Raw genomic sequence first — 22479 nt, 5'->3', positions numbered from 1 at the left:
TCTGAATTGATGGGAAGTAACTCGAAGCCACGCACAACAGAATCCGTGGCAAGCCGTTACATTCGAGCGCCCGCGAGGGCGACCCTTTGGAGCGCGGGAAATCGACACGCTAAGATGACGGTATCTGTCCCGCTCAATTCAAACTGTCCGGTGGCGGAGAGCGAGAACCCCCGACTGCGTGCTGTCAGTCGGGGGTTTTCCTTTGGAGCATCAAGAAGCCCCGGGGAAGTAGAGGAGCCCGGGGCTTCTTGGTAGGCGCTGGTGACAGAACGCTTGACCAGATGTCACAGAACGCATGACCAAACGTCATGCCACCCTTGCCAGCAGCGGTCAGCTCGTGGCACGTTCCACACCAGCCGAGACACGCTCGGCGCCGAGGGAGGCCCCACTACCGCTCGCACTTCGCGGAGCTATCAGCACGCTTCTGGCGCTGCCGTAGCTCTCACACGTCTCGTTCATCACGCGCACGCTACTGACGCCCTACAGGCGCCTTTCTGTGCTCCGTACGCGTATGCGCGACGCACGCGCTCATCTCTCGCTCGCCGGCAGAGACAGACAGCCCCGCATTCTCATTTTCGAGGTGCGGGGCTTTGTCGTGTCGAGTTGTGAAGATTTCGTGACGGAATTCACCCACGTGGATACACAGGACATTGCCGTTCATTGTCGAAAATCGCTAGCTTTCATTTAGTCGAAAACGGCTTAGCTCTCGAAAGGAAATAGCGATGGCCGAAATCGTAGCATCAATGCCGCAGGCAAAGAGGGGTCGCCCGGCAAAGTATCCGTGGGCCGAATGGATCACCCCTGAGACCACTTGGAAGGCGACCCAGGGTCTGGACTTCACCGCCGAGCCGCGCAACTTCGCCAACCAGCTCCACAAGCGGGCCGCTCGCATGCGGTTGAAGGTCCGGACTCGCATCGTGGGCAAGACCGTGTGGTTCGAGTTCTACGAGCTACCGGACAGCAGGGCGGAGCTATGAGCGCCCGGGTTCTCGACTTCTCGCCGCCGCTCAAGGTCTACCGCCAGCACCGCTGTATGCGGCACCACCGGAACTACCTCTCCTTTGCCCGCTGCGCTTGGCGAAACGCCGAATGGGTCGATGCCTTCGAAGAGGCCGACGAACTGCCTTACGCCCTCGTGGTGAATTGCCGCAAGCGCTACCGACGCGGCGATCAGCGGACTGTGAGCCTCTGGGCCACTCGCGACAGGGCAGAACTCCAGAAAGCCTGGATAGACCGCTACGGCTGCGGCGGAGGGTGCTACCTAGCCCACGAGCTGATTCTCCTAGAGCCTGACCATGAGAAAAGCCCCTGTCGCGCAACAGAGGCTTTCTCGAACACCAACCACATGAGCACTGCAATGGAAAGGAACTGACGTGACGATAACACGACGTAATGCGGCTCGGGAATTCTTCATTTCCACGTACGGAAACAAGTACGCCAACCTCAAGTTCACGGTGGTTCTGGCTACTCGACTGGCGAACGGTGAGCTGGACTGGAAGAACCGTAGGGTCCTTCTCCTCGCGATGAACCGGGCCACGCTGTCCAAGCTCATCAGCTACTCGGACGAGCCTGGCACCGAGGTCTTCTACACGCCGGTACCCCGCACGGCGAAGGGAGACCCGTCGGTCGACAACTCAGGCGATGGCTACTCGATCTACGCCGACGTGGACAAGCGGGTTCTAGACGCGGCAGTCCGCAACTGGCTACGGATGAACGGGTTCTCCCTCATCAGGTCCGGCGGTGTGGTGGTCGGTGAGGACGGCCAGAAGTACCCGCGCTTCCACGTGCACCTGGGCCTGTCGTCTTCCACACCACCCCGAGAAGTCGAGGAGCTGAACGCGGCCCTGGCAGCCAAGCTTGGTGCGGACAGCAAGACCAGCTCGGCGGCTCTGCTCCGTGTGCCGGGCACGAGGAACTGGAAGCCCGAGAACATCGGGGCGAACGGCCGGGGCGCGCTCGTGGCCGTCGCGTCGCTCTCGTATCGCTCACTGAGCGTCTCCGAACTGCACCAGGCGCTCGGTACGGACGCCAGCAGCACGAGCGCGCCGGTTCGTACGCAGAGCAAGCACGAGGCGCCCACAGAGCCCGTCAAGACCTCTCGCCGTGAGCGGGGCGGCCGGGTCAACGCGACCTTGACCGGCTTCAACGGCATGTACAAGGAGGGCACCCGGACCAACAGGCACGGGCTGCTGATGGGCCTGGTAAAGGACTGCATCCGGGCGGGGCTCACCCTGGAACAGACCTGGGGCGTGGCTGAGGAGCTGGACGCGGCGCAGGACAAGGCCGCCGAGGAAGGCACCACTGTGCTCTCCCAGGTCATCAAGGCGTGGAACTCCACCCCGGCCGAGCAGGTACGAGCCGAGCTGGCCACCGCGGATTCGGTCGCGGAGCGGCTCGCCGGCACTCAGGCGGCCGAGCCCAAGCGCAGCACGAGCCGGTTCCTCACCCGCCAGCAGCTCCGAGAGCGGCCCGAGCCTCGGTGGCTGATCGAGCGCCTGTTGCCGGAGTACGGCGTCGGCCAGCTCTTCGGCCCCTCGTACGGCGGCAAGACTTACGCGGCCGTGGACCTGTCCATGCGGCTCTGCACCGGGATGGACGACTGGATCGGCCAGAAGATCAACGGCAAGGGGTCCGTGTTCTACGTCCTCATGGAGGGCGGGTTCGACTTCGCCAAGCGGCTCGACGCTTGGGAGATGAAGTACGGGCGCACCTCGGACGAGCTGTCCGTGATGGTGGAAGAGGAACTGAACCTCGCCGACCCGGACAGTGTGGAGGCGCTGGCGGCCGACGTGGAGGCCACCTCTTCCACACCCGCCCTGCTGGTTATCGACACCCAGAGCCTCGCCGTCCGGGGCGTGGACGAGAACGACAACACCGGCATGAACGAGGTCATGCAGAGCCTCAAGGCCCTCTCCAAGCGGCTGAACTGCTTCATCCTCCTGGTGCACCACACGGGCCACGAGAACGGCGACAGGGCGCGCGGTGCGTCCTCACAGCCCGCCGCGCTGGACGTGATCATCCGCATCCGCAGCTCGGAGGACAAGGGGCGGCACATCGACGTGACGAAGGTCAAGGCCGGGCGCGAGATCAAGGCCGTGGAGTTCAGGCTGGAGGAGCAGCGGAACGGCGCGCCCGCCTTCACGGTGATGACGGCCGCTGAGTCCGTCGCGGCTCACCTGAGCAACGAGGACCGGATAGTCGCGTACATCCGGGAGAACGCTACGGACGGACCAGTGCATCCGAACGACATCGCCAAGGCCCTGGGGCTGGGTGAGAGCACCGTACGGGCGCACTGCGGCACCTTGGCCGACGAGGCGAAGTGCATGAAGGGGCAGCGCCCGCCGCTCGTGGTCCACAAGATCAGGCGCCAGGTTCTGTACGCCGTCGCGGAGTAGCCGAGCGGCAAGCCGTAGCGGGTTCGAACGCGTCGCTCCGACTACTGCTGAGCGAACTGCTGAGCATGATCGGTGCTGAGTTACTGCTGAGCACTGCTGAGCACTGCTGAGCGACGCGTTTCCGCAGGTACGGACCTGATGAGCACTGCTGAACAAGATCACTGACTTCTGCTGCTGAGCGCGTCTCTCTAAGAGACGCACAGCTCAGCAGTTCGACAGAACGAAAGCAGCACGGGACTCAGAGATGAAAGGGGTGGTGTGGGACATGACGCTGATAGCGGCTGTGCCGGGTACGTGGTTCGCCAGGTTCGAGGGGCGCGAGGGTGACGACGAGTGGGGAGAGCTTGATGGCGGGCTGATGCACTCCGAGGTGATCGCGTGGGACGGCGAGGGGTTCGCGCTCGTGGTGGATCGGGAGACGGGGCGACTGGGCCGCGCTGCTGAGCGGGAGGGGTTCGCGGGGATGTGCGACGCGGTGGAGAAAGCCGAGGCGGAGACCACGGAGGAAGAGGTCCTGGAGCGCGTGCAGCGGGGTAAGGCTGAGAGGGAGAAGCGGGAGCGGAAGACGGGCGGGTGAGCCTGCGCTGTCGTCGCTGAGTGATCCGAAGCCTAGTGGCCTAGGGCGCACGCTTGGAGGAGCGGGCGAGCGAAGCGAGACCGAGCCGCATCTCAGGCCATGTCCACGGGGAAGGCACGTGCTGAGCTGTGCACCGGGCGGTGTGGAACATGCACGCACTCAGATGGACTCCGCGTCTGCTGGCGACAAGCCCGCCGTGAGGCTGAGGAGAAGCCGTACGTGCCTCTCGCTGTGTGTCCCCGTTCTCGCGGGTGCGCGTGACGGTAGGGGTTCGCTAGACAAGACGCTGCAATAGCCGCAAACGCCTGACAAGCTGCATAACCGCAGGTCAGACTGTACGTGTCGCAGCACTTGGACGATACGCTTGGAAAGCGTGTTGGGGGCAACCCCTCACGAGTTCGAATCTCGTATCCTCCGCAGTCGCCTGAAGGCGGAACGAAGGCCCCGATCGCATTGCGGTCGGGGCCTTCGGCGTTCACGTGGCCAGCGCGGCGCCCTCGCCGATGCGCAGTGGCGATCACCGCTCGGCACACACTCCCAGACTCCGAGGTGCCCGCACCCGCCGCGGACCACCACCTCCTTACCGTCTGCGATCGACCCTCCACCGCTTGTCATCGACCCGCGCCCGGGGAGCCCGGCCGATCAGGGGTGGACCAGGGCTCCGCGACAACCTGCTCCCGTCCCGCCCGAGTTGTGCGCGCGCATCTCCAAACCGGCCACAACGGCTCCGCGGGCGTGAGTAGGATCACGTTTCATCTGCGCGGCCGGATAGGGCCGCCCGTAGTGTCTGCGCACCCGCTCCCCAGCTTGTGAAGGTGGATGGATGACGGCTCCCACAATCGGGACATTACTTCTGCAGAACAGGTACGAGATCACCGCGGGCCCGCACCCAGGCGATGGCGAATCCCAGGTCTGGGAGGCTTTCAGCGACGGCTACACGTACCTGCTCAAGACCTGGACCTACGAGGGTGAGCAACCGGACAGGGTGCAGCGCGCCCTCTGGGACCACGAACTGCGCACCCTGTACAAGATCGCGAGCAGCCCCAGGGCTGACGATGCCCTGGTCGTACTGAAGGACGCCGGCCTCGACCGGGGACACCACTGCTTCGTCATGGTCCTGGAGGCGCCGGGCTACGAGCGCGTCGCCACCGCGCTGCGCCGCCGGGCACGCTACTCGTGGCTCTCGAACCGCGGAACAGCCGCACGCGAACAGTTGTGGAACGGCTTACGGCGCGTCGCCACAGGGCTGAACCTGCTGCACGAGCGACAGGTCCTGCACCGGGGCGTGGACCTCGACTCCCTCTTCTTCGACGAGGACCTGGGTGCCGAGTCCCTGCGCCTCGGCGGCTTCGAGTGGTCCGTCAAACTGGGCCGTCCGGTGGGGACCCAGCCCCCTGTCGGCTGGCCGGTTCCACCCGAACGCACCACGGGGGGGCGTGACGGCCTGGCGTCAGGACGACGACTGGTTCGCCTTCGGCATCCTCTGCGCACGGCTGCTCCTCGACCTTGAACGCTTCACCACCAATCCCCCGCCCGAGCGTCACGCACGGGTGCTCAAGACCATCGACACCGCCAAGGCCGAGCTGACCGAGGCCGAACGCAAGCTACTGCTGGACCTCGTCGCCGAAGACCCGCTGGAGCGCCTGACCGCGCCGTACGACATCATCGGCCGGATCCAGGACATCGCGCGCGCCCTGGCGAACCCCCTGCGCACCCAGCAGGAGGACGCCCAGTACGTCCTGGCCCTCGACCTGCGGCGGCCGGAGTTCATCGATCACCTGATGGACAGCGGGCTGCGCGACCACCTGCGCCTCGACCCCATGGGGACCTTCATCCCCGGGGACCCGATCCACCGCAAGGAGGCGTGTGAGTTCGTCCGCCAGGACCTACAGAAGCCCCTTCTCTACGCCGTCCCCAACAGGCCGTACTTCATCCTCGTAGGCGGCAGGCTCAGCCTGAAGATCACGCCGCACCGGGGGAAGGACGGCACGTCCAGCTGGCAGGTCGCGGACTGCCGGTCCGCCCAGCCACTGCTCTACAGCGAGGGCGACGACAGCTTCCGCGAACTCCCGCCTGGCCGCGTGTTCGCCTATGCCCGGGACGAGGTGGCCCGCGACCGGACGATCGCGCAGAACGCCACGTCGTGGGAGCTCGCACTACCGAAGATCGATCGCAGCGCACAGGTCTCACGCGAGCTCGGCCGCTTCCACGAGTTCGTCCGCGTGAGCAATCAGATCGAACTGCTCCTCCTCGACTCACAGATCTTCCCGTACGAAGTCGTCCGCGCCCCGTGGCAGGAGGACGGCGTGGAGCGGGCCGTGGTCAAGGAGCGCGCGCGCCCCGAAGGACACGAAATCTTCGAGCCGTTCCGCGTGGACCTGATCGACTTCCTGCAGAAGGAGGTACGGGGGAGCGACCGCAAGGTGATCCTGTCGGGAGCTCGCGACGGCGCCCGACTGAAGCTCCCGCCCCGGGACCCCCAGTCCGACGACGACGGCAACGTGTGGCAGGTCGACGCCATGGACCAGGCGACCGAGTGCATCACGCTCAGCCGCCCGGGCCTGAGCAGAGGCCGGGTGAAGCTGGAGAAGGAGGGGTTCCTCCGCAGCGCTGGCATGCCCGGGCAGATCAGTCTGTTCCGGCGTCGTAAGAAGGCCATCGACGCCCTCGACCAGCACGGGTACCTCCTGCGCTCTCTGGCCACCCCGAGTCACGTCCGCATGGACACCGGCGCCTCCGAGCTCCCCGTCGAACTCGACCACGAACGGGTCGACGAGCCCAAGCGGGCCAGCATCGAGGACATCCTGCGGGTACGACCCATCTACACGCTGCAAGGGCCGCCCGGCACGGGCAAGACCACCCTCGTCGCCTGGCTGCTGCGCGAGATCATCACCGAGGATCCCGTCGTCCAGGTGCTGGTCACGGCCCAGGCCCACGGAGCCGTCGACGTGCTCAGGTCGAAGGTGGGTGAGGCGTTCCAGGACGTGCCCGAAGCCGACAGGCCGCTACAGATCCGGCTGCGGGGTCCGCACAAGGCAGGAACCACGCTGCCGGAGGACGGCGTCGAGGGCGTGGCCAGGCAGGTGCTCCAGCGCAGCATCTTCCAGCTCGAAGCGATGAGTTCACCCAGCGAGGTGCAGCTCGCCTGGCTGGACGACGCGAAGGCCATGGTCAGCGAGATCAACATGATGCAGGAGCAGGGGGACCTCGGCCCCCGCTCGTCGGACTTCGTCGAGCTGGTCAAACGCGGCGCGAACCTCACGTACTGCACCACCAGCGCCGGCGACCTGGTCGCCCTCGCCGCTGGTCAGGCGTTCGACTGGTCGATCGTCGAGGAGGCGGGCAAGGCGCACGCATTCGACCTCGCGCTACCACTGCAGGCGGGTCATCGCTGGCTGCTGATCGGTGACCACAAGCAGCTGGATCCCTACCGGTACGAGGACTACCACAAGGGGATCGACAAGCTGGACCCGGTGGCACACATCCTCGGCCGCCTCAAACCACGGGCGTCCGGCATGCTCGACCAGGAATGGCTCGACTCGTGGGAGCGCCGCAGCCAGGCTGACCGGGACGAGTTCCGCGAGTACTCGAAGGAATGGCTCAAGACCTTCCACCGTCTGTACGAGTACTGCGCCGTGGCCACGGGTGCGGACCGTCTGGTCACGGACACGGAGGCGAAGGGAGCGTCCGCGGGGCAGTTGATCGGTCAGCACCGCATGCACCCGGACATCGGCCGGCTGATCTCCGAGGCGTACTACCAGGGGCGGTTGATGAACCGCACCCTGAACAAGGAGGGCGAACCGGTCGAACGGGTGCGTCACGGTTTCCACACCCCGAGCGGCCTTCGTGACCGTGCGGTGGTCTGGCTCGACGTGCCGTGGTGCCGCGACGACGCCGCCACCCATGAGGTCGGCCCGAACAGCGGCCAGTCCAAGTACACCAATCCGTCGGAGGCGCGCGCGCTCGCCAACTTCCTACGGACCCTCGGACCGGACGGCGGGTGTCAGGGCAAGCTCGCGGTGCTGGCCCCGTACTCACGGCAGGTGAGCCTGCTCAGCCAGCAGTTGCGGGACACGCCCCTCCCCGCCGGACTGCAGGTCCAGCTGGGTCTCAAGGCCGAAGCGAACAACAGCAACCGGTTCCCCGCCCACACGGTCGACTCCTTCCAGGGCAACCAGGCGGACGTCGTCGCCATCAGCCTGGTCCGCAACAACGAGAAGGAGATCGGCCACGGTCTGGGCTTCCTCGACGACCCGGGCCGGATGAACGTGCTCCTCTCGCGGGCGGAGCGCCTGCTGATCCTCGTCGGGTCCTGGGACTTCTTCCTCCACCAGGTGCAGGCCGTACGTCTCGAGGACGAGTCCCAGCCGCTGTGGTCCTTCAAGAAGATCGTCACCCTGCTCGACGAATGGTTCCTGGATGGCAGGGCTCTACGTATCCCGGCTGACCTCAGGGAGCACTCGTGATCGTTCTCGTACCCGTGAGCATGTTCAGCGTCAACTTCAGCGTGGCCCGGGGCCGCCCGTACAGCCGTCTGGAGCGGCGGGTTCTGGAGCAGATCGCCGCTCAGGCAGGTGTCGCCCCCGACCAGGGCGCGACCCTGACCTCTCTGTGCGACACCTTTCGCGTCCACGAACGTCTGATGGTCGAAGCCGTGGTGACCCTGGTCGGTGCAGGATGGGTCGCCGTCACCAGCGGCCGGGAGGCCACTTTCGTCCTCACCGACGAAGGGCAGCAGGCGTGCTTGTCCGGCAAGGACCCGGCATCGGTCGTGGTGGCTCCGGCCGCGCCCTGCACCGTGGTTCTCGATCGCACGGCAGGACAGCTGGCCAGGCGAGGTGAAGTGCTGACCGTCTCGAAGCAGGAGGCACGGCCGGACCTCAACCCGTCCACACCCTTGCGCATCGTGCGCAACGCGCTGGACGAGTCCCAGATCCAGAAGCTACTGCCCCGAGCCAGCGGCGAGTGGGTGCGCAGCATCGGACGGCCCCGGCTCGTGACGGTCGACCGCTTCCTCCCCGTGCGCGTCGACCTCGTCGACCGGTTCATCACGGGGCTTCCGCGGGGCTGGCACCAGGCTCTGTCCACCGAGATCCTGGCGGTGGCACAGGCCAGGAAGGAGGAGTTGGAGAGCGTCCCGGACGTCCAGCCGGCGCCACAGGCGATCGCCGTGAAGGTGGCACCTCCGGTACAGGCTCAGGTGCCGGCCACCGGCCCCGGGCGCCGGCCGACACCGCTGAGCATCCCGGGCCGGAAGCCTGCGGCCGCCGCGCTCGGGACGGCAGCGGCACCCCAGACGAGCGCCTCCTTCCCCTGGCTCTACGGCACAGAACCCTTCGGAAGCAGCGATGACGGTCCCACGGACCAGTCGACCGAGGCGGCCCTCTTCTCGGAGGTGTCCGGCGAAGAGGCCCACCGACTCGTGATCGCCGAGGCACTGGCCACGGCGGCGAACCACGTCCTGATCGCCTCACCCACGGTCAACATGGAGAGCCTGTCGAAGCTCGGCGACGCCATCCAGGCTGCGGTGGCGCGCGGGGTGCGCGTGGACATCCTCTACGGCGACACGGACGGGGGAACCAACGCGCAGGAGGTCGTCGAGGTGCTCCACCGGATCGGCTACCACGCCGCAGAACGACTGGGCAGGGATCTCCTGAAGCCGGCCAGGGAACGAACGGGCAGCGGTGCGAGCCTCCTGATCTTCGACGGGAGGGACGGAACGCTCGAAGCGGTCATCGGCAACTACCAGTGGGTCGGGGCACCCGGTCCCGGGCGGACACGCTCCGTCCACATGGGCGGAAGCGAGTTCATGGCCCAAGTGGCACGTGCAGCCGCAGGCCTGTGGACGTGGAGCGGCGATCCGGATTCCGCCGACCGCTGGCGACACGTGGCGGACCGCTGCCAGGACGACACCGCCGTCTCCGCAGCCCGGGGGGACCGTTTGAAGGATCAGGTCCTCGCCGAGCTGATCGTGGACGACGAGCACGCCCAAGTCGGGCAGAGCCCCGAAGACGGCGCCCTGCGGGTCGGCGGCGCCTGCCGCCACCAGACGGGGTTTGCGACGGGCATCCGCGGGATCTCGGTGGTGATCCGCCGCCCGGACGGTTCGGCCACGCCGTAGGCCTACGGGAGTGCCGGAAGGACACCGGCACCCTCCCGGGCCCGACGTCGGCTCGGCCCGGAGCCCGGCTCGTGATGCGGCGGTGTTTGCCCGCTGCTGGCAGCGGGGTCCTTCTGGGTTTCCCGCTTCCGTCCCCATCCCGGCAGGCAGGCAGGCCGGCCGCCGCATCATGGCCGAATGACGGATGAGGTGTTTCTGATACCGGCCCGGCCGACCGCCACGGCCGGGCTGCTCGCCGAGGCTGCCGCGCGCCGGGGGATGACCGTCCGGGGCCTCGGCCCCGGCTTCGGTGAACTGGCCGGCCGGGCCGTGCACTGGTGCGGTGGTCCGCACGCCGCCGCGCGGGTGGCCGGGGTGCTCGGGCTGGGGCTGCTGGAGCCGCCCGACGACTGGCTCACGCGGCTGCCCGAGCGGTTCACGGGCCGCCGGATCGAGCTGACCACCTTGGGCCGGGCGGCGCGGGAGCTGACCGGATCCGGGCGGCCGGCGTTCGTGAAGCCGCCGCGCGAGAAGTCCTTCCCGCCCGCCGTGTACGGGCCCGGCACGCCGCTGCCCCGGTCCCTGCCCGCCGCCACCCCCGTGCTGGTCTCGGAGGTGGTGGACTTCGCCGCCGAGTACCGGCTGTTCCTGCTCGACGGAGAGGTCGCCGCCGGGAGCCGGTACGCCGTCCACGGGCACCTGGACCCCGCCCCCCTCGACGAGGACGCGCGCGGGGCGGACGTACGCGGCTTCGCGGCCGCGCTGCTCGCCGCGACGGGCACCGGGCTGCCCAGCGCCGTCACCGTCGACGTCGGCCTCGTCGGTGCGACGGGCCGGTACGCCGTGGTCGAGGCCAACATGCCGTGGTTCTCGAACAGTTACGCCGCCCGGCCCGGGGCCGTCCTGGACGTGGTGCTGCGCGCGGCCGGCCCGCTGCACCGCGTCCGCGCCGCCGACCTGCCCTACGTGACCCCGTAGGGGGAGGCCGCGGGCCGGCCTCCCCCGTTCTCGCGCCCGCTCCCCCTCAGCCGTTGAAGCCGAGGGCCAGGGCCACGACCGCCGGGGCCGCGTAGATCACCGGGAAGGCCGCGTGGGCGTAGGACTTCGCCCGCAGCACCGTGATCACGGCGCCCGCGAAGTACAGGCCGACCCCGATCGCCGCAGCGATGCCGATCGCCGGGACGAAGACACCCACCGCCAGGCCCGCCGCGCCGGCCGCCTTCGCGGTGGCGAGCCAGGTCCACCACGAGCGCGGAACCCCGTACTCGGCCAGCGGCTCCACGACCCACTTCGCCCCGAGGAACATCGAGGCCGCCGAGAATCCGACCATGAACGCGCCGACCAGGGCGAAAACAACAGCGGTGGTGGACATCCGAGCTCCCCTCGGGCGGGCGCCGGTGCGGACCCGCTCCGGTCTGTCTCCCGCCTGCTTCACTCCACTGACCCGCCCCGCCGCACCGATGTGACGGGCCGCGCGAAAATCTTTCGCCCGCGCTCAGGGACTGCCGGGGACGTAGACGTCGAGGGTGGGGAAGCAGACGGCGTTGTCCGCGCTGCAGATCTCCCGGTCACCCGGCAAGATCTGGCCGGCGGGGCGTTCGTAGGTGAGCAGGCTCAGCGTCCGGCCCGAGGCGAAGGCGGCCGTGGCATCGCGGACCGGGCCCCAGCCCGGGCTCTTCGGCCCGCGTCCGGCGTACGCGTACGGGGCGTGGCCGCCGTCCACGACGGCGAAGTAGACCGTGGACCCCTCGCGGTACGCGACGGCCTCGATCACCAGCCGGATCCCGATCCGCGCCCAGGACTTCGGCAGGGGGTTGCAGATGGTGCTCGCGCGGGCGGCGCGGACCACGGCCAGGCAGTAGTTCTGGTCGTCGGGCATCCAGGCGAACTCGCCCGCGTCGCCCGCCGGTTCGCGGTGGATCACGATGACGGATCCGTCGTCCGGAACACGGGCTCCGCCCTCCGCGCGGGCGACCTCCAGCAGAGCGCGGTCGGCGGCCGTGACCCTCGCGTCCCCGACCGGCTCAGCGGGCCCGGACGGCCCCGACGGCCCGGACGGCCCCGACGGCTCGGACGCCCGCGGTGGCTCGGACCCCGTCGGGGCAGGTGCCGGAGGTGACGTCACTGGCGCCGACGTCACGGGCGCCGACGTCACGGGCACCGGTGAGGGCTTCGCCGGGACCGCGGACGGCGAGAGCGCCGGCGCGGGCGGCAGGGTGCACCCGGCCGTCGCAAGAATCGCCAGTCCGCATCCCGCGGCTGCGAGCATCGTCCCGCGTCTCATTGAAATCCGCCCCCCGTACAGCTGGAACCCATCTGTCGGGGGCAGTCTGCCGTGTCGCCGGGCCCGGCGACACGGCGGGACCTCGCTCAGCCGAAGCTCGGCATCTCACCCACTGTTGTCGACATGTCGATCACGGCGAAGGCGGCGCCCTGCGGGTCGGCGACCGCCGCGAACCGGCCGAACGGGCTGTCCATCGGGCCGAAGTGCAGCTTCCCGCCGTGCTTCTGGGTCTTCGACACCGCCTCGTCGCAGTCCGGCACCCCGAAGAAGACCTGGATGTACGGCGGCAGGTCCGGCGGGAAGTCGTCGTCCATCTTCATCCGGCCCAGCACCGGCTCCCCGGCACCGCCGACGCTGAAGACCTTGAAGTCCATGTCGGCCATCTCGGGGTCCTCGCCCGGGTCCATCTGCTGGGCGCCGTACGGGAAGACCTTCGGCAGGAAGGCGTCCGCCTTGGCCGGGTCCCGGGTGAAGACCTCCGCCCACGCGTACGAGCCCGGCTCGCCCATCTTCTCGAAGCCCTTGTGCTCGCCCGGCTGCCAGACGCCGAAGACCGCGCCGCTCGGCTCCTTCGCGAGCACCATCGTGCCGAAGGCGCCCACCTGCATCGGGCCCATCAGCACCTCGCCGCCGTTGGCCGTCACCTTCTCGGCGGTGGCCGCCGCGTCGGGCGAGGCGAAGTACAGACACCACTGGGACGGTGCGTCGGCCCCCGGCATCGGCGGGACCACGGCCGCGACGGCCTTGCCGTCGGAGTAGGCCTGCGTGTAGTTGCCGTACTCGCTGCTGGCCTCGCCGAAGGTCCAGCCCAGCACGTCTGCGTAGAAGGTCTTGGCCCCCTCCACGTCGGCGAACATCGCGTCCACCCAGCAGGGAGCACCTTCGGGGAACTCGGACATGATCGATCGACTCCTCGTCTCGTACCTGTCGTCGTCGTAGACGGTCGTACTCACGCTAGGCGCGCGGTGCGGCGACCGCGCGGGGAGCGCGCCCAGGCGGGACGCTGGAGCCATGGACAAGGACATCACCATCCGGCTGGCACAGCAGCCGGAGGCCGACGCGCTGCTCGGCCGGAGCCCGCTCGCCGCGCTCGTCGGAATGCTGCTGGACCAGCAGGTGCCGATGGAGTGGGCGTTCTCCGGGCCCTGGACGATCGCCCAGCGGCTGGGCGCCGACGATCTCGACGCGCACACCATCGCCGCGTACGACCCGGAGGCCTTCGCGGCCCTGCTCTCCGAGAAGCCCGCCGTCCACCGGTACCCGGGATCGATGGCGACGCGCGTCCAGCAGCTGTGCGCGTACCTCGTCGAGCACTACGACGGGAACGCGGAGGCGGTCTGGGCCGACGCCGCGACGGGCCAGGAGCTGCTGAAGCGCCTCAAGGCGCTGCCGGGCTTCGGGGAGCAGAAGGCACAGATCTTCCTCGCCCTGCTGGGCAAGCGGTTCGGCGTGCGTCCGACGGGCTGGCGGGAAGCCGCGGGCGGGTACGGCCAGGCGAACGTCTACCGTTCGGCGGCCGACATCACCGGCCCGGAGTCCCTGGCCAAGGTGCGGGCGCACAAGCAGGAGATGAAGGCCGCCGCGAAGGCCGCGAAAGCCACCGGGGCCGCGGGCGGCTCCTGATTCCGGCGCGCAGAATTGACCGGCCGCACACGCCTTCGATTGACCCCTGATTCCGGTCGCTCAAGATCATAGATTGGTGGACATGACAGAGATCGCGACCCGCGCCGCCACCGCCGAAGCCATTTACGACGCCCCCGGCAGCCTCATCACCCTGCTCACCGACACCGCCGAGCTCACCTGCAACACCGCCACCTTCGAGGAGGGCGCGGCGGGCGCCCCGGTGCACTTCCACACCAAGGCCACCGAGTTCTTCCACGTCACCGCCGGCCGGCTCGACATCCTCGTCGACGACGAGATCCACACCCTGGACGCCGGCGACTTCATCGCGGTCCCGCCGGGCGTGAAGCACGCCTTCGCCCCCGCCGCCGGCCACACCGCGGCCGTCTTCGTCGGCTTCACCCCCGGCATGGGCCGCTTCGACTACTACCGGCTCCTCGGCCGGGTCAACGCGGGCGAGGCCACCGTGCAGGACATCAAGGACAGCTCGGCTACCTACGACAACCACTACGCGGAGAGCCCCGTCTGGAGCGGCCGCCGCCGCAGCGCGGAACCGTAGACCACGTCCGCGTCGAGGCGGCGCAGTTCCTCCGCGATCAGTTCGGCGCCGCTGCGGATCTTCAGTGCCACCCTGCGGTCGGGGCTCTCCGGCAGGCTCAAGGTGGCCAACACGCCCGCGGGGCGGTCCACCCGGATCTCCCCGGCCGCGGTCTGCAGGCTGACCCCGGTGATCACCGGGCCCTCGCTCGCCACCCGGGCCACCGGCACCCCCAGCCGGTCCTCCAGCCAGCGCGCCAGCAGCTCCGCGCTCGCGTTGTCGGGCTCGCTCTCCACCGCCGCGCCGGTCACCGGCAGCGGCTTCTGGTCCAGGGCCGCCGCCAGCAGCGAGCGCCACGGCGTGAGGCGGGTCCAGGCGAGATCGGTATCACCGGGCTGGTAGCCGGCCGCCCGCTCGTCGAGCACGCCGACCGGATCGAAGGCGGCGGCCGCGTCCGTGATCCGGCGCTGCGCGAGCGCGCCCAACGGATCCCGTGCCAGGTCGGTGGGCGCGCCGGCCGGCCACCAGGCCACCACCGGCGCGTCCGGCAGGAGCAGCGGCAGGACGACCGAGCCGGCGTGCTCGGTCAACGCCCCGTGCAGGCGCAGCAGCACGATCTCGCCGGTCCCGGCGTCGGAACCGACCCGCAGTTCGGCGTCAACGCGGTTCGCGCGGAGCTTGTGCGGGCCGCGCGAGGACCGCCTGATGACCGCGATGATGCGGCAGGGGTGTTCGCGCGAGGCCTCGGAGGCGGCGCGTACGGCGTCGTAGGCGTTCTCCTCGTCGGTGGCGAGGACGAGGGTCAGCACCAGCCCCATGGTCGGGCTGCCTATCGCCCGCCGGGCTTCGAGCAGGGCCCGGTTGACCTTGCTGGACGTGGTGTCGGTGAGTTCGGTCCGCATGCACCGAGTCTGTCACCGCGTCAGCGGCGCCGGCGCGCCGTCCCGAAGATCGAGCGCGAGATCTCCCGGCCCAGCTGTGTCCCGATCGACCGGGCCAGCGAGCGGAACAGCCCGCTCCCCACCACCTGCTCGGCCAGCGAGGGATCCGGCTCCGGGGCGCTGCGCGCGGCCCGCGCGGCCTCCTTCTGTGCCGCCTTGGCCTCCTTCTCGGCCTCGGCGGCGGCCGCGGCGGCCTCCGCCCGCGCCTCCGCGGCGACCTGTTCGGCGCTGATCTTCTCGTACGCCGACTCTCGGTCGACCGGCTCCGCGTAGCGCGACCAGAGCGGCGAGGACTTCACGGCCTGCTCCAGGTCGGCCGCCGCGACCGGTCCCATCAGCGACTGCGGGGCGCGCAACCGGGTCGCCGCGACCGGGGTGGGGGCGCCCCTCTCGCTGAGTACGGTGATGACCGCCTCGCCGGTGCCCAGCCGGGTGAGCAGCTCCTCCAGGTCGTAGGCAGAGTGGGGGAAGGTCTTCGCCGTCGCCTTCAAGGCCTTGGCGTCGTCGGGGGTGAAGGCGCGCAGCGCGTGCTGCACCCGGTTGCCGAGCTGGGCGAGGACGTCCGACGGCACGTCCTTGGGGGTCTGGGTGACGAAGAAGACGCCGACGCCCTTGGAGCGGATGAGCCGGACCGTCTGGGTGATGGACGCGAGGAAGGCCTTCGAGGCCCCGCTGAAGAGCAGGTGCGCCTCGTCGAAGAAGAAGACGAGCCGCGGCTTCTCCAGGTCGCCGACCTCCGGCAGGTCGTTGTAGAGGTCGGCGAGCAGCCACATCAGGAAGGTGGAGAAGAGCTGCGGCTTGTCCTGCACCGCCGGGAGTTCCAGTACGGAGACCAGTCCGCGCCCGTCGGCGGCCGTCCGCAGGAACTCACCGGTGTCGAACTCGGGCTCGCCGAAGAACTCCGACGCCCCCTGCTGCTCGAAGGCGGTGAGCGCCCGCAGGATCACCCCGGCCGTCACCGTGGACAGGCCGCCGATCCGCTTGAGTTCGGGTTTGCCCTGGTCGGAGACGAGGAAGGCGACGACCGCGCGCAGGTCCTTGAGGTCGATCAGCTCCAGGCCCTTGGTGTCGGCGTAGTGGAAGATCAGGCCGAGGGACTGCTCCTGCGTCTGGTTGAGCTCGAGCACCTTCGACATCAGCACCGGGCCGAAGCTGGTCACCGTGGACCGGAGCGGGATCCCCGGGCCGATCCCGCCCAGCGAGTAGAAGGCGCAGGGGTATCCGGTGGGCTCCCACGACTGGGCCACGTCCCGGGCCCGTTCGTCGATCCTGTCGCCCGCCGTCCCGGGCGCCGAGATCCCCGAGAGGTCGCCCTTGACGTCCGCGAGGAAGACGGGGACGCCGCCCGCCGACAGCTGTTCGGTGATGAGCTGGAGCGTCTTGGTCTTGCCGGTCCCGGTGGCTCCGGCGACCAGTCCGTGGCGGCCCAGCATGGCCAGGGGGATGCGGATCTGACGGTCGGGCAGGCAGACGTCGTCCCAGAGGAGGGCCCCGAGATCGAGCGCGGGCCCGGTGAAGGCGTACCCGGCGGCGATCTCTTCGGCCGGGCCCGGCGGGCCCGTCCGGCCCTCCGCGAGGGCGGGGTCGGTGCTCTCACTCATGATTCACTCCCCAAATAGCGCTGTTCGCCACCTTTGCACCACCGTCACGAGGCTGCGCCCGCACGCACCGGCCCGGTAGGCTTTCCGTGTGATCTTCAAGCGCATCGGAAGCGGACGGCCCTACCCGGACCACGGCAGGGAAACCACCCGGCAGTGGGCGGACGTCGCGCCGCGCCCGGTCCGGCTCGACCAGCTCGTGACGACCAAGGGCCAGCTGGACCTCGAAACGCTGCTCGCCGAGGACTCCACGTTCTACGGCGACCTGTTCGCGCACGTCGTGAAGTGGCGGGGCGACCTCTACCTGGAGGACGGGCTGCACCGCGCCGTGCGCGCCGCCCTCCAGCAGCGCCAGGTGCTGCACGCGCGCGTCCTCGAGATGGACTGACACCGCCTGACGGCTTCGTCTGGATTGCGCCTTTCGGGTCACCATTGACCTATCAGCAGATCATTTAGTAGGCATCGACACCGGGCCGCATTACGCTGCGCCCATGAGCATGCTCACTCCCCCCGGCATGGGCGGAAAGTACCGCGTCACGGGAGCCGCCTACCCCCGTATGAGTCGTAAGCGGAGCCGTACCCGGATCGTCCTCGCCGTGCTCGGCTCGATCCTTGCGCTGGCCCTGGTCGGCTACGGGGCCCTGCAGCTCATCGACGTGTTCCGGGGCGACAGCCCCAAACGGAACACGGCTGCGGGTGCCAAGGACTGCCCGACGACGCCTCCCGGTACCGCCGCCAAGGGCGGCCCCGGCGCCGCCTCCACCGCCCCGGCCGCCGCCAAACCGGCCGTCGTGCTCCCCCCGCCCGGGGAGATCACGGTCAACGTCTACAACGCGACGCCGCGCGCGGGCCTGGCCAAGGCCGTCGGTGACGAGCTGGCCAAACGCGGCTTCGTGATCGGCCACGTGGGCAACGCCCCGGCCGACTTCGACAAGAAGGTCCCCGGCACGGGGATACTGCTGGGCTCCCCCACGACCGACAAGGCGGTCTTCGCCGTACTCGGCACGCAGCTCGCCGGCACCACCCAGCAGACCGACACCCGCGAGACCGCGGACGTCGACCTGATCCTGGGCGACGCCTTCAAGGAGCTGAGCACGAAGGAGGACGCGGACAAGGCGCTGGCCCTCCTGGCCAACCCCGTGCCCGCGTCCAAGAACTGCTGAGGCGCCGGCGGTCCGGACGCGCCGGACCGCCGCGCCGCTCTACTCCGCCGAGCCGTACATCCGGTCGCCGGCGTCACCCAGGCCCGGCACGATGTAGCCGTGCTCGTTGAGCCGCTCGTCCACCGCGGCCGTCACCACCGTCACCGGCGTGCCCGCCAGCTCGCGCTCCATGATCTCGACGCCCTCGGGCGCGGCCAGCAGCACCACGGCCGTGACGTCGTCGGCGCCGCGCTTGATCAGCTCCTGGATCGCCGCGACCAGCGTGCCGCCGGTGGCGAGCATCGGGTCGACGACGTAGACCTGGCGACCCGAGAGGTCCTCCGGCATGCGCGTCGCGTACGTGGAGGCCTCCAGGGTCTCCTCGTTGCGGACCATGCCCATGAAGCCCACCTCGGCGGTCGGCAGCAGCCGCACCATGCCGTCCAGCATGCCCAGGCCCGCCCGCAGGATCGGGACGATCAGCGGCCGGGGGGCCGAGAGCTTCACGCCGGTGGTCGGGGCGACCGGCGTCTCGATGTCTGCCTGCTCCGTGCGCACGTCCCGGGTGGCCTCGTACGCGAGCAGGGTCACCAGCTCGTCGGCGAGCCGCCGGAAGGTGGCGGAGTCGGTGCGCTTGTCGCGCAGGGTGGTGAGTTTGTGCGCCACCAAGGGGTGATCGACGACCTGCAAACGCACAACATCCTCCAAAACTCAGCCTGCGACCTGCAAAAACGGTCGCACGACGCGACCTGCACCCAAAAGGCTACGCGCTGACGCGGCTCCTTCGCGTCCGAAGCGGCGGCCGGACCCGCCGCTTCCTTGCGGATGCGACCCGCGCGGACGCCCAGCAGGCTGGACGGATGAGCAACACACCGGTGATCGCGGCCGTCGACGGTTCGGAACACAGCCTGCGGGCCCTGGAGTGGGCGCGGAAGGAGGCCGTCCGACACGACTGCGGGCTCCTGGTCGCCCATGTACTGCCCGACCACGCCCAGTTGTACGCCGGGCGCCGGGCCTCGCTGCACGACGCCTCCGAGCCGCAGGAGATCCCCGACCCCGTACGCGACTGGGTCCGGTCCCTGCTCGGCGCCGACGGCCCCGGGCTGCCCGAGGGGGTCGCGTACGAGGCCCTGGAGGGCTCCGTGCCCGAGGCGCTGCGGGTGATCGGCTCACGGGCCCGGATGCTGGTGATGGGCTCCCGGGGCCGCGGCGGCTTCGCCAGCCTGCTGCTCGGCTCCAGCAGCCGGGCGGTGGCCAGCACGGCCGCCTGCCCGGTGGTCGTGGTCCCGCACGCGGAGCGCGGCGCCGCGGACACCGATGCGGACACCGACACCGATGCCGACGCCGATGCCGAGCAGTCGGCCGGGCGGGTGGTGGTCGGGCTGCACGCCGCCGAGACGCCCGAGGACGTACTGACCTTCGCGTTCACCGAGGCCGCCGTGCGGGGGACCACCGTCCAGGTGGTCTCCGCGTACGCCATCCCGCCCTCGCCGACCCTGGTGATCGACAGCCCCTTCGCGGTGATCCCGCCGGAAGGACTGGCCGACGAGGGGGACGGCGTACCGGCCGAACGGGAGATGCTGCGGTCCCAGACGGAGCGGCTGGCGCCGCTGCGCGAGCGGTTTCCGGACGTCCCGGTCGAGCAGGCCGCGGTGCCCGGGGACCCGGCGGGCCGGCTGGTCATCGCCTCCCGCGCGGCGGCACTGGTCGTGGTGGGCCGCCACCACCCGCGGCGCACCGCCATGTCGCTGGCGATCGGCTCGGTGGCCCATGCGGTGCTCCACCACGCGCACGGCCCGGTGGCGGTGGTCCCGACCCTCAAGGACGACGTCTGACCTGCGGCGGGGTGGCATCAAACGAGCCGTCCGGGGGAAGGTGGGTGCAGGGGGGACGACCGACCAGCCAGGTGGTGGCCGATGCCCGACAGGCAGCCGAAGGACGATGTGCCGGAGACCGCGGCGCAGCGCCGAGCACGCCGCGCGCAGTTCCTGCGCGACCTGATGGAGGCGCGCGAGCTGCGCGATCGCGTCCAGCCCCGCCGCGCCCGAGCGGCCCGTATGCGCCAGCAGATGCGCATGCGCACCTTCCGTTGGTGATCCGGGGCCCGCCGCGCCGCGACACGTCCGGGCCGCACCACCCGCCCCACACCCCTCCCCACGACCCCGCCGCCCCCGCGCCGCAACCCCGTACAGCCCCTGCCGCTCCACGGCGCGGCACGACGCAAGCGCGGAAGACCTCTCGCAAAGCCGCTGTTTCTGCCACGATGCCGATTGGGCGGGGTACGGACGGCGAGCAGCACGGCCGCTGTGCCCCAACCTCCGGCCGGGGGGACCTCCAACCGGCACGCCTAAGACCAGTGGGAGAGTCACGGTGTATTTCGCCGCACTGCTCGCGCGCACCGAAGACGGGTGGGAAGCGAGCGACATGGAACTCGACGACGTCGAGTCCCTCAGTGATCTGATCGATCTCGCCCGGTCCGCCGCTGTCGACGACGACACGGTGGTCGCCCTCATCGAGCAGGAGGACGCCTGGTTCGGCGTCGTCCGCGTGGACGGCGAGGAGGACCCGCGGTACTTCGTATCGAACGCCTCCGCGGCCGCCCGCAGCTCCTACGGCTCGATGCTGACCAAAGAGCTGCTGGGCAGCGACGAGGAGGACGACGAACTCGACGACCTGGACCTGGACGGCACCGAGGACGGCGAGGAGGATGCCGTCGCCGCGTTCACGGACGAGGACGCCGACGAGGACGAGGTGGGCGGGACCGGTGCGGAACCGGTACCGGCCGGTCCGCTCGGTGACCCCCGGCTGCTGGACGATCTCGGGGTGACCAACAAACAACTGATGACCCTGGACGGGGACGCCCTCTCGGAGATCGCCGACTCCCTCGGCGCCACCGAGGTCCTGGAGGCCGTCCGCTAGTGCTCCCTGCGAACACCGACGGTCCCGATCCCGTACGGGACCCGTGGCGGGACTCCATGCGCCTGGCGCTCCAGGAGGCCGCCCGGGCGGTGCCGGCCGGCGATGTGCCGGTCGGCGCCGTCGTGCTGGGCCCGGACGGGCGGATCCTCGCCACCGGGTACAACGAACGCGAGGCGACCGGCGACCCCACCGCGCACGCCGAGGTCGTGGCACTGCGCCGGGCGGCCGCCGAGCTCGGGGAATGGCGCCTTCCGGGGTGCACCCTCGTGGTGACCCTGGAGCCGTGCGTCATGTGCGCGGGCGCGCTCGTCCAGTCGCGCGTCGCCCGGGTCGTCTACGGCGCGGACGACGAGAAGGCGGGCGCCGCCGGGTCGCTGTGGGACCTCGTACGGGACCGCAGGCTCAACCACCGTCCCGAGGTGGTCCGCGGCGTCCTGGCCGACGAGTGCGCGCGGCAGCTGACGGACTTCTTCCGCGACCTCTGAGCCGGCGGACCGGCGTCTGAGCTCGTCACCGTCACCCGGCACTCGTCACCTGGCACTCGTCACCTGGCACTCGTCACCCGGCACCCCGGCACCCCGGCACCCCGGCAGGGCACTCGGTACGTGGGGTCCAAGGTCCACGGTCCGGAAAAGGCCTGCTTGCGGCCGCCGCGACGCCCCCGGACCTACCGATTTCAGCGGATGGGGTTCCTTAGGCTAGGATCCATCTCGGTAGTGTGTCCGAGTGGCCGAAGGAGCTCGCCTCGAAAGCGAGTATGGGGCAACCCATCGGGGGTTCAAATCCCTCCACTACCGCTTCGATCGAGAGCCCCGCCCCGCAAGGGTCGGGGCTCTCGGCGTATTCCGATCGCCTCTCCGGAGGACACCCGCGTGACCGCCCGCCCCTTCGGCCGTTGTCACGGCATGACCAAGACCCAGCGCATGCTCGCCGCCCTCGCCCTCGCGGGGGCCGCCGCGGGCCTCGCCGCACCCGCCGCCTCGGCCGCCCCGGTCTCCCCCCTCACCCTCCCGGACCTGCCGGCGGCCGCTCCGGGGATGCCGGCCGGGGCGCAGCCCACGTCGGTCCAGGAGATCGGGTCGCAGCTCAGCGCCGGGGCGAACCAGCTCAACGCGCTGATGGAGCTGCCCAACCACCTGGCCCCCGTCATCGCGCCCGTACAGCCCCTCACCGACCTGGCCGGCGGCCTGGAGTAGTCACGGGGCCGGAACCCGTCCCCGTACGCCTCTCGTACGCCCCCTGTACGCCCCCGAGCGCGCCCGAGCACCCGTACGCCCCTGCGGCCCCCGCACGCAGGCGCGGGGGCCGCAGGGGTGCAACGCGAAGAAGGCCCCGACCGGAGTCGGGACCTTCGACACGTGGCAC

The 22479-nt window shown here is 70.0% G+C and carries 24 protein-coding genes and 1 tRNA gene; 18 read left to right on the top strand and 7 right to left on the bottom strand.

Annotation, left to right across the window (positions count from 1 at the left end):
• The first annotated feature begins 722 nt into the window (after nucleotides 1-722).
• The 8 genes from OG594_RS02645 to OG594_RS02610 all read left to right on the top strand — a co-directional run bounded on the left by OG594_RS02645 (nucleotide 723) and on the right by OG594_RS02610 (nucleotide 11050).
• Nucleotides 723-977: a hypothetical protein gene (locus OG594_RS02645; RefSeq protein ID WP_266594874.1), complete on the top strand. Its 255-nt coding sequence runs from the start codon at nucleotides 723-725 to the stop codon at nucleotides 975-977.
• A complete protein-coding gene (locus tag OG594_RS02640) occupies nucleotides 974-1372 on the top strand; it encodes a hypothetical protein (protein ID WP_266594873.1) in 399 nt (132 codons plus the stop codon). The genes OG594_RS02645 and OG594_RS02640 overlap by 4 nt, the downstream gene beginning before the upstream one ends.
• A 1-nt stretch (nucleotide 1373) precedes the next feature.
• A complete protein-coding gene (locus OG594_RS02635) occupies nucleotides 1374-3395 on the top strand; it encodes an AAA family ATPase (protein WP_266594872.1) in 2022 nt (673 codons plus the stop codon).
• 265 nt (nucleotides 3396-3660) lie between these two features.
• Nucleotides 3661-3972 carry a hypothetical protein gene (locus OG594_RS02630; protein ID WP_266594871.1) on the top strand — a complete coding sequence of 104 codons (312 nt, stop codon included), beginning with the start codon at nucleotides 3661-3663 and terminating at the stop codon, nucleotides 3970-3972.
• Between the two features lie 823 nt (nucleotides 3973-4795).
• The gene (locus OG594_RS02625; protein WP_266594870.1) at nucleotides 4796-5482 is read left to right on the top strand and encodes a hypothetical protein; all 687 of its coding nucleotides are present in this window, start codon (nucleotides 4796-4798) and stop codon (nucleotides 5480-5482) included.
• Complete coding sequence (locus OG594_RS02620; RefSeq protein WP_266594869.1) at nucleotides 5409-8438, top strand: AAA domain-containing protein; 3030 nt, start codon at nucleotides 5409-5411, stop codon at nucleotides 8436-8438. The genes OG594_RS02625 and OG594_RS02620 overlap by 74 nt, the downstream gene beginning before the upstream one ends.
• Nucleotides 8435-10093 carry a hypothetical protein gene (locus tag OG594_RS02615; protein ID WP_266594868.1) on the top strand — a complete coding sequence of 553 codons (1659 nt, stop codon included), beginning with the start codon at nucleotides 8435-8437 and terminating at the stop codon, nucleotides 10091-10093. Before OG594_RS02620 ends, OG594_RS02615 begins: the two co-directional genes overlap by 4 nt.
• Before the next feature lie 177 nt (nucleotides 10094-10270).
• A complete protein-coding gene (locus OG594_RS02610) occupies nucleotides 10271-11050 on the top strand; it encodes an ATP-grasp domain-containing protein (RefSeq protein WP_266594867.1) in 780 nt (259 codons plus the stop codon).
• A gap of 46 nt (nucleotides 11051-11096) precedes the next feature.
• Here the strand turns inward: OG594_RS02610 and OG594_RS02605 are convergent, their stop codons facing one another.
• The 4 genes from OG594_RS02605 to OG594_RS02590 all read right to left on the bottom strand — a co-directional run bounded on the left by OG594_RS02605 (nucleotide 11097) and on the right by OG594_RS02590 (nucleotide 13255).
• A complete protein-coding gene (locus OG594_RS02605; RefSeq protein ID WP_266594866.1) occupies nucleotides 11097-11444 on the bottom strand; it encodes a DoxX family protein in 348 nt (115 codons plus the stop codon).
• Nucleotides 11445-11567: 123 nt separating this feature from the next.
• Entirely contained in the window at nucleotides 11568-11996 is a 429-nt protein-coding gene (locus OG594_RS02600; RefSeq protein ID WP_266594865.1) for a hypothetical protein, read from the bottom strand.
• Between the two features lie 100 nt (nucleotides 11997-12096).
• Nucleotides 12097-12294 (bottom strand): hypothetical protein, encoded by a 198-nt coding sequence (locus tag OG594_RS02595; protein WP_266594864.1) that lies wholly within the window; start codon nucleotides 12292-12294, stop codon nucleotides 12097-12099.
• 148 nt (nucleotides 12295-12442) lie between these two features.
• Nucleotides 12443-13255 (bottom strand): VOC family protein, encoded by an 813-nt coding sequence (locus OG594_RS02590; RefSeq protein ID WP_266594863.1) that lies wholly within the window; start codon nucleotides 13253-13255, stop codon nucleotides 12443-12445.
• A 112-nt stretch (nucleotides 13256-13367) separates the two neighbouring features.
• Here OG594_RS02590 and OG594_RS02585 point away from each other — a divergent pair, with 112 nt between their 5' ends.
• Together OG594_RS02585 and OG594_RS02580 are read left to right on the top strand one after the other, a co-directional pair.
• On the top strand, nucleotides 13368-13979 hold the full coding sequence (locus OG594_RS02585; RefSeq protein ID WP_266594862.1) for an HhH-GPD-type base excision DNA repair protein: 612 nt from the start codon (nucleotides 13368-13370) through the stop codon (nucleotides 13977-13979).
• Between the two features lie 82 nt (nucleotides 13980-14061).
• Nucleotides 14062-14535, top strand: coding sequence for a cupin domain-containing protein (locus tag OG594_RS02580; protein ID WP_266594861.1), 474 nt, complete (start codon nucleotides 14062-14064; stop codon nucleotides 14533-14535).
• On the opposite strand, the gene opcA is transcribed toward OG594_RS02580, so the two are convergent.
• Nucleotides 14484-15416 carry a glucose-6-phosphate dehydrogenase assembly protein OpcA gene (opcA, locus tag OG594_RS02575; RefSeq protein ID WP_266594860.1) on the bottom strand — a complete coding sequence of 311 codons (933 nt, stop codon included), beginning with the start codon at nucleotides 15414-15416 and terminating at the stop codon, nucleotides 14484-14486. The two genes, OG594_RS02580 and opcA, sit on opposite strands and share 52 nt — an antisense overlap.
• A 20-nt stretch (nucleotides 15417-15436) precedes the next feature.
• Complete coding sequence (locus tag OG594_RS02570; protein ID WP_266594859.1) at nucleotides 15437-17056, bottom strand: helicase HerA-like domain-containing protein; 1620 nt, start codon at nucleotides 17054-17056, stop codon at nucleotides 15437-15439.
• A gap of 88 nt (nucleotides 17057-17144) precedes the next feature.
• Here OG594_RS02570 and OG594_RS02565 point away from each other — a divergent pair, with 88 nt between their 5' ends.
• Together OG594_RS02565 and OG594_RS02560 are read left to right on the top strand one after the other, a co-directional pair.
• Complete coding sequence (locus tag OG594_RS02565) at nucleotides 17145-17441, top strand: type II toxin-antitoxin system VapB family antitoxin (protein ID WP_030010424.1); 297 nt, start codon at nucleotides 17145-17147, stop codon at nucleotides 17439-17441.
• A gap of 103 nt (nucleotides 17442-17544) precedes the next feature.
• The gene (locus OG594_RS02560; protein WP_266594858.1) at nucleotides 17545-18216 is read left to right on the top strand and encodes a LytR C-terminal domain-containing protein; all 672 of its coding nucleotides are present in this window, start codon (nucleotides 17545-17547) and stop codon (nucleotides 18214-18216) included.
• A 39-nt stretch (nucleotides 18217-18255) separates the two neighbouring features.
• On the opposite strand, the gene upp is transcribed toward OG594_RS02560, so the two are convergent.
• A complete protein-coding gene (upp, locus tag OG594_RS02555; RefSeq protein ID WP_266594857.1) occupies nucleotides 18256-18891 on the bottom strand; it encodes a uracil phosphoribosyltransferase in 636 nt (211 codons plus the stop codon).
• A gap of 164 nt (nucleotides 18892-19055) precedes the next feature.
• On the opposite strand from upp, the gene OG594_RS02550 reads away from it, so the two are divergent.
• The 6 genes from OG594_RS02550 (at nucleotide 19056) to OG594_RS02525 (ending at nucleotide 22310) form a co-directional block, all read left to right on the top strand.
• A complete protein-coding gene (locus OG594_RS02550; protein ID WP_266594856.1) occupies nucleotides 19056-20030 on the top strand; it encodes a universal stress protein in 975 nt (324 codons plus the stop codon).
• An 81-nt stretch (nucleotides 20031-20111) separates the two neighbouring features.
• Complete coding sequence (locus tag OG594_RS02545) at nucleotides 20112-20291, top strand: hypothetical protein (RefSeq protein ID WP_030010606.1); 180 nt, start codon at nucleotides 20112-20114, stop codon at nucleotides 20289-20291.
• A gap of 274 nt (nucleotides 20292-20565) precedes the next feature.
• Complete coding sequence (locus OG594_RS02540) at nucleotides 20566-21114, top strand: hypothetical protein (RefSeq protein ID WP_030010607.1); 549 nt, start codon at nucleotides 20566-20568, stop codon at nucleotides 21112-21114.
• Between the two features lie 56 nt (nucleotides 21115-21170).
• Entirely contained in the window at nucleotides 21171-21599 is a 429-nt protein-coding gene (gene tadA / locus OG594_RS02535; protein ID WP_030010608.1) for a tRNA adenosine(34) deaminase TadA, read from the top strand.
• A 227-nt stretch (nucleotides 21600-21826) separates the two neighbouring features.
• Nucleotides 21827-21911: transfer RNA gene (locus OG594_RS02530), tRNA-Ser, on the top strand.
• A 75-nt stretch (nucleotides 21912-21986) separates the two neighbouring features.
• Nucleotides 21987-22310, top strand: a complete 324-nt coding sequence (locus tag OG594_RS02525; protein WP_266594855.1) for a hypothetical protein — start codon at nucleotides 21987-21989, stop codon at nucleotides 22308-22310.
• The last annotated feature ends 169 nt before the right edge of the window (nucleotides 22311-22479 follow it).

This window comes from Streptomyces sp. NBC_01214 (assembly GCF_026340975.1).
Classification (GTDB): Bacteria; Actinomycetota; Actinomycetes; order Streptomycetales; family Streptomycetaceae; genus Streptomyces.
This window is presented reverse-complemented; position numbering and strand designations above follow the sequence as displayed.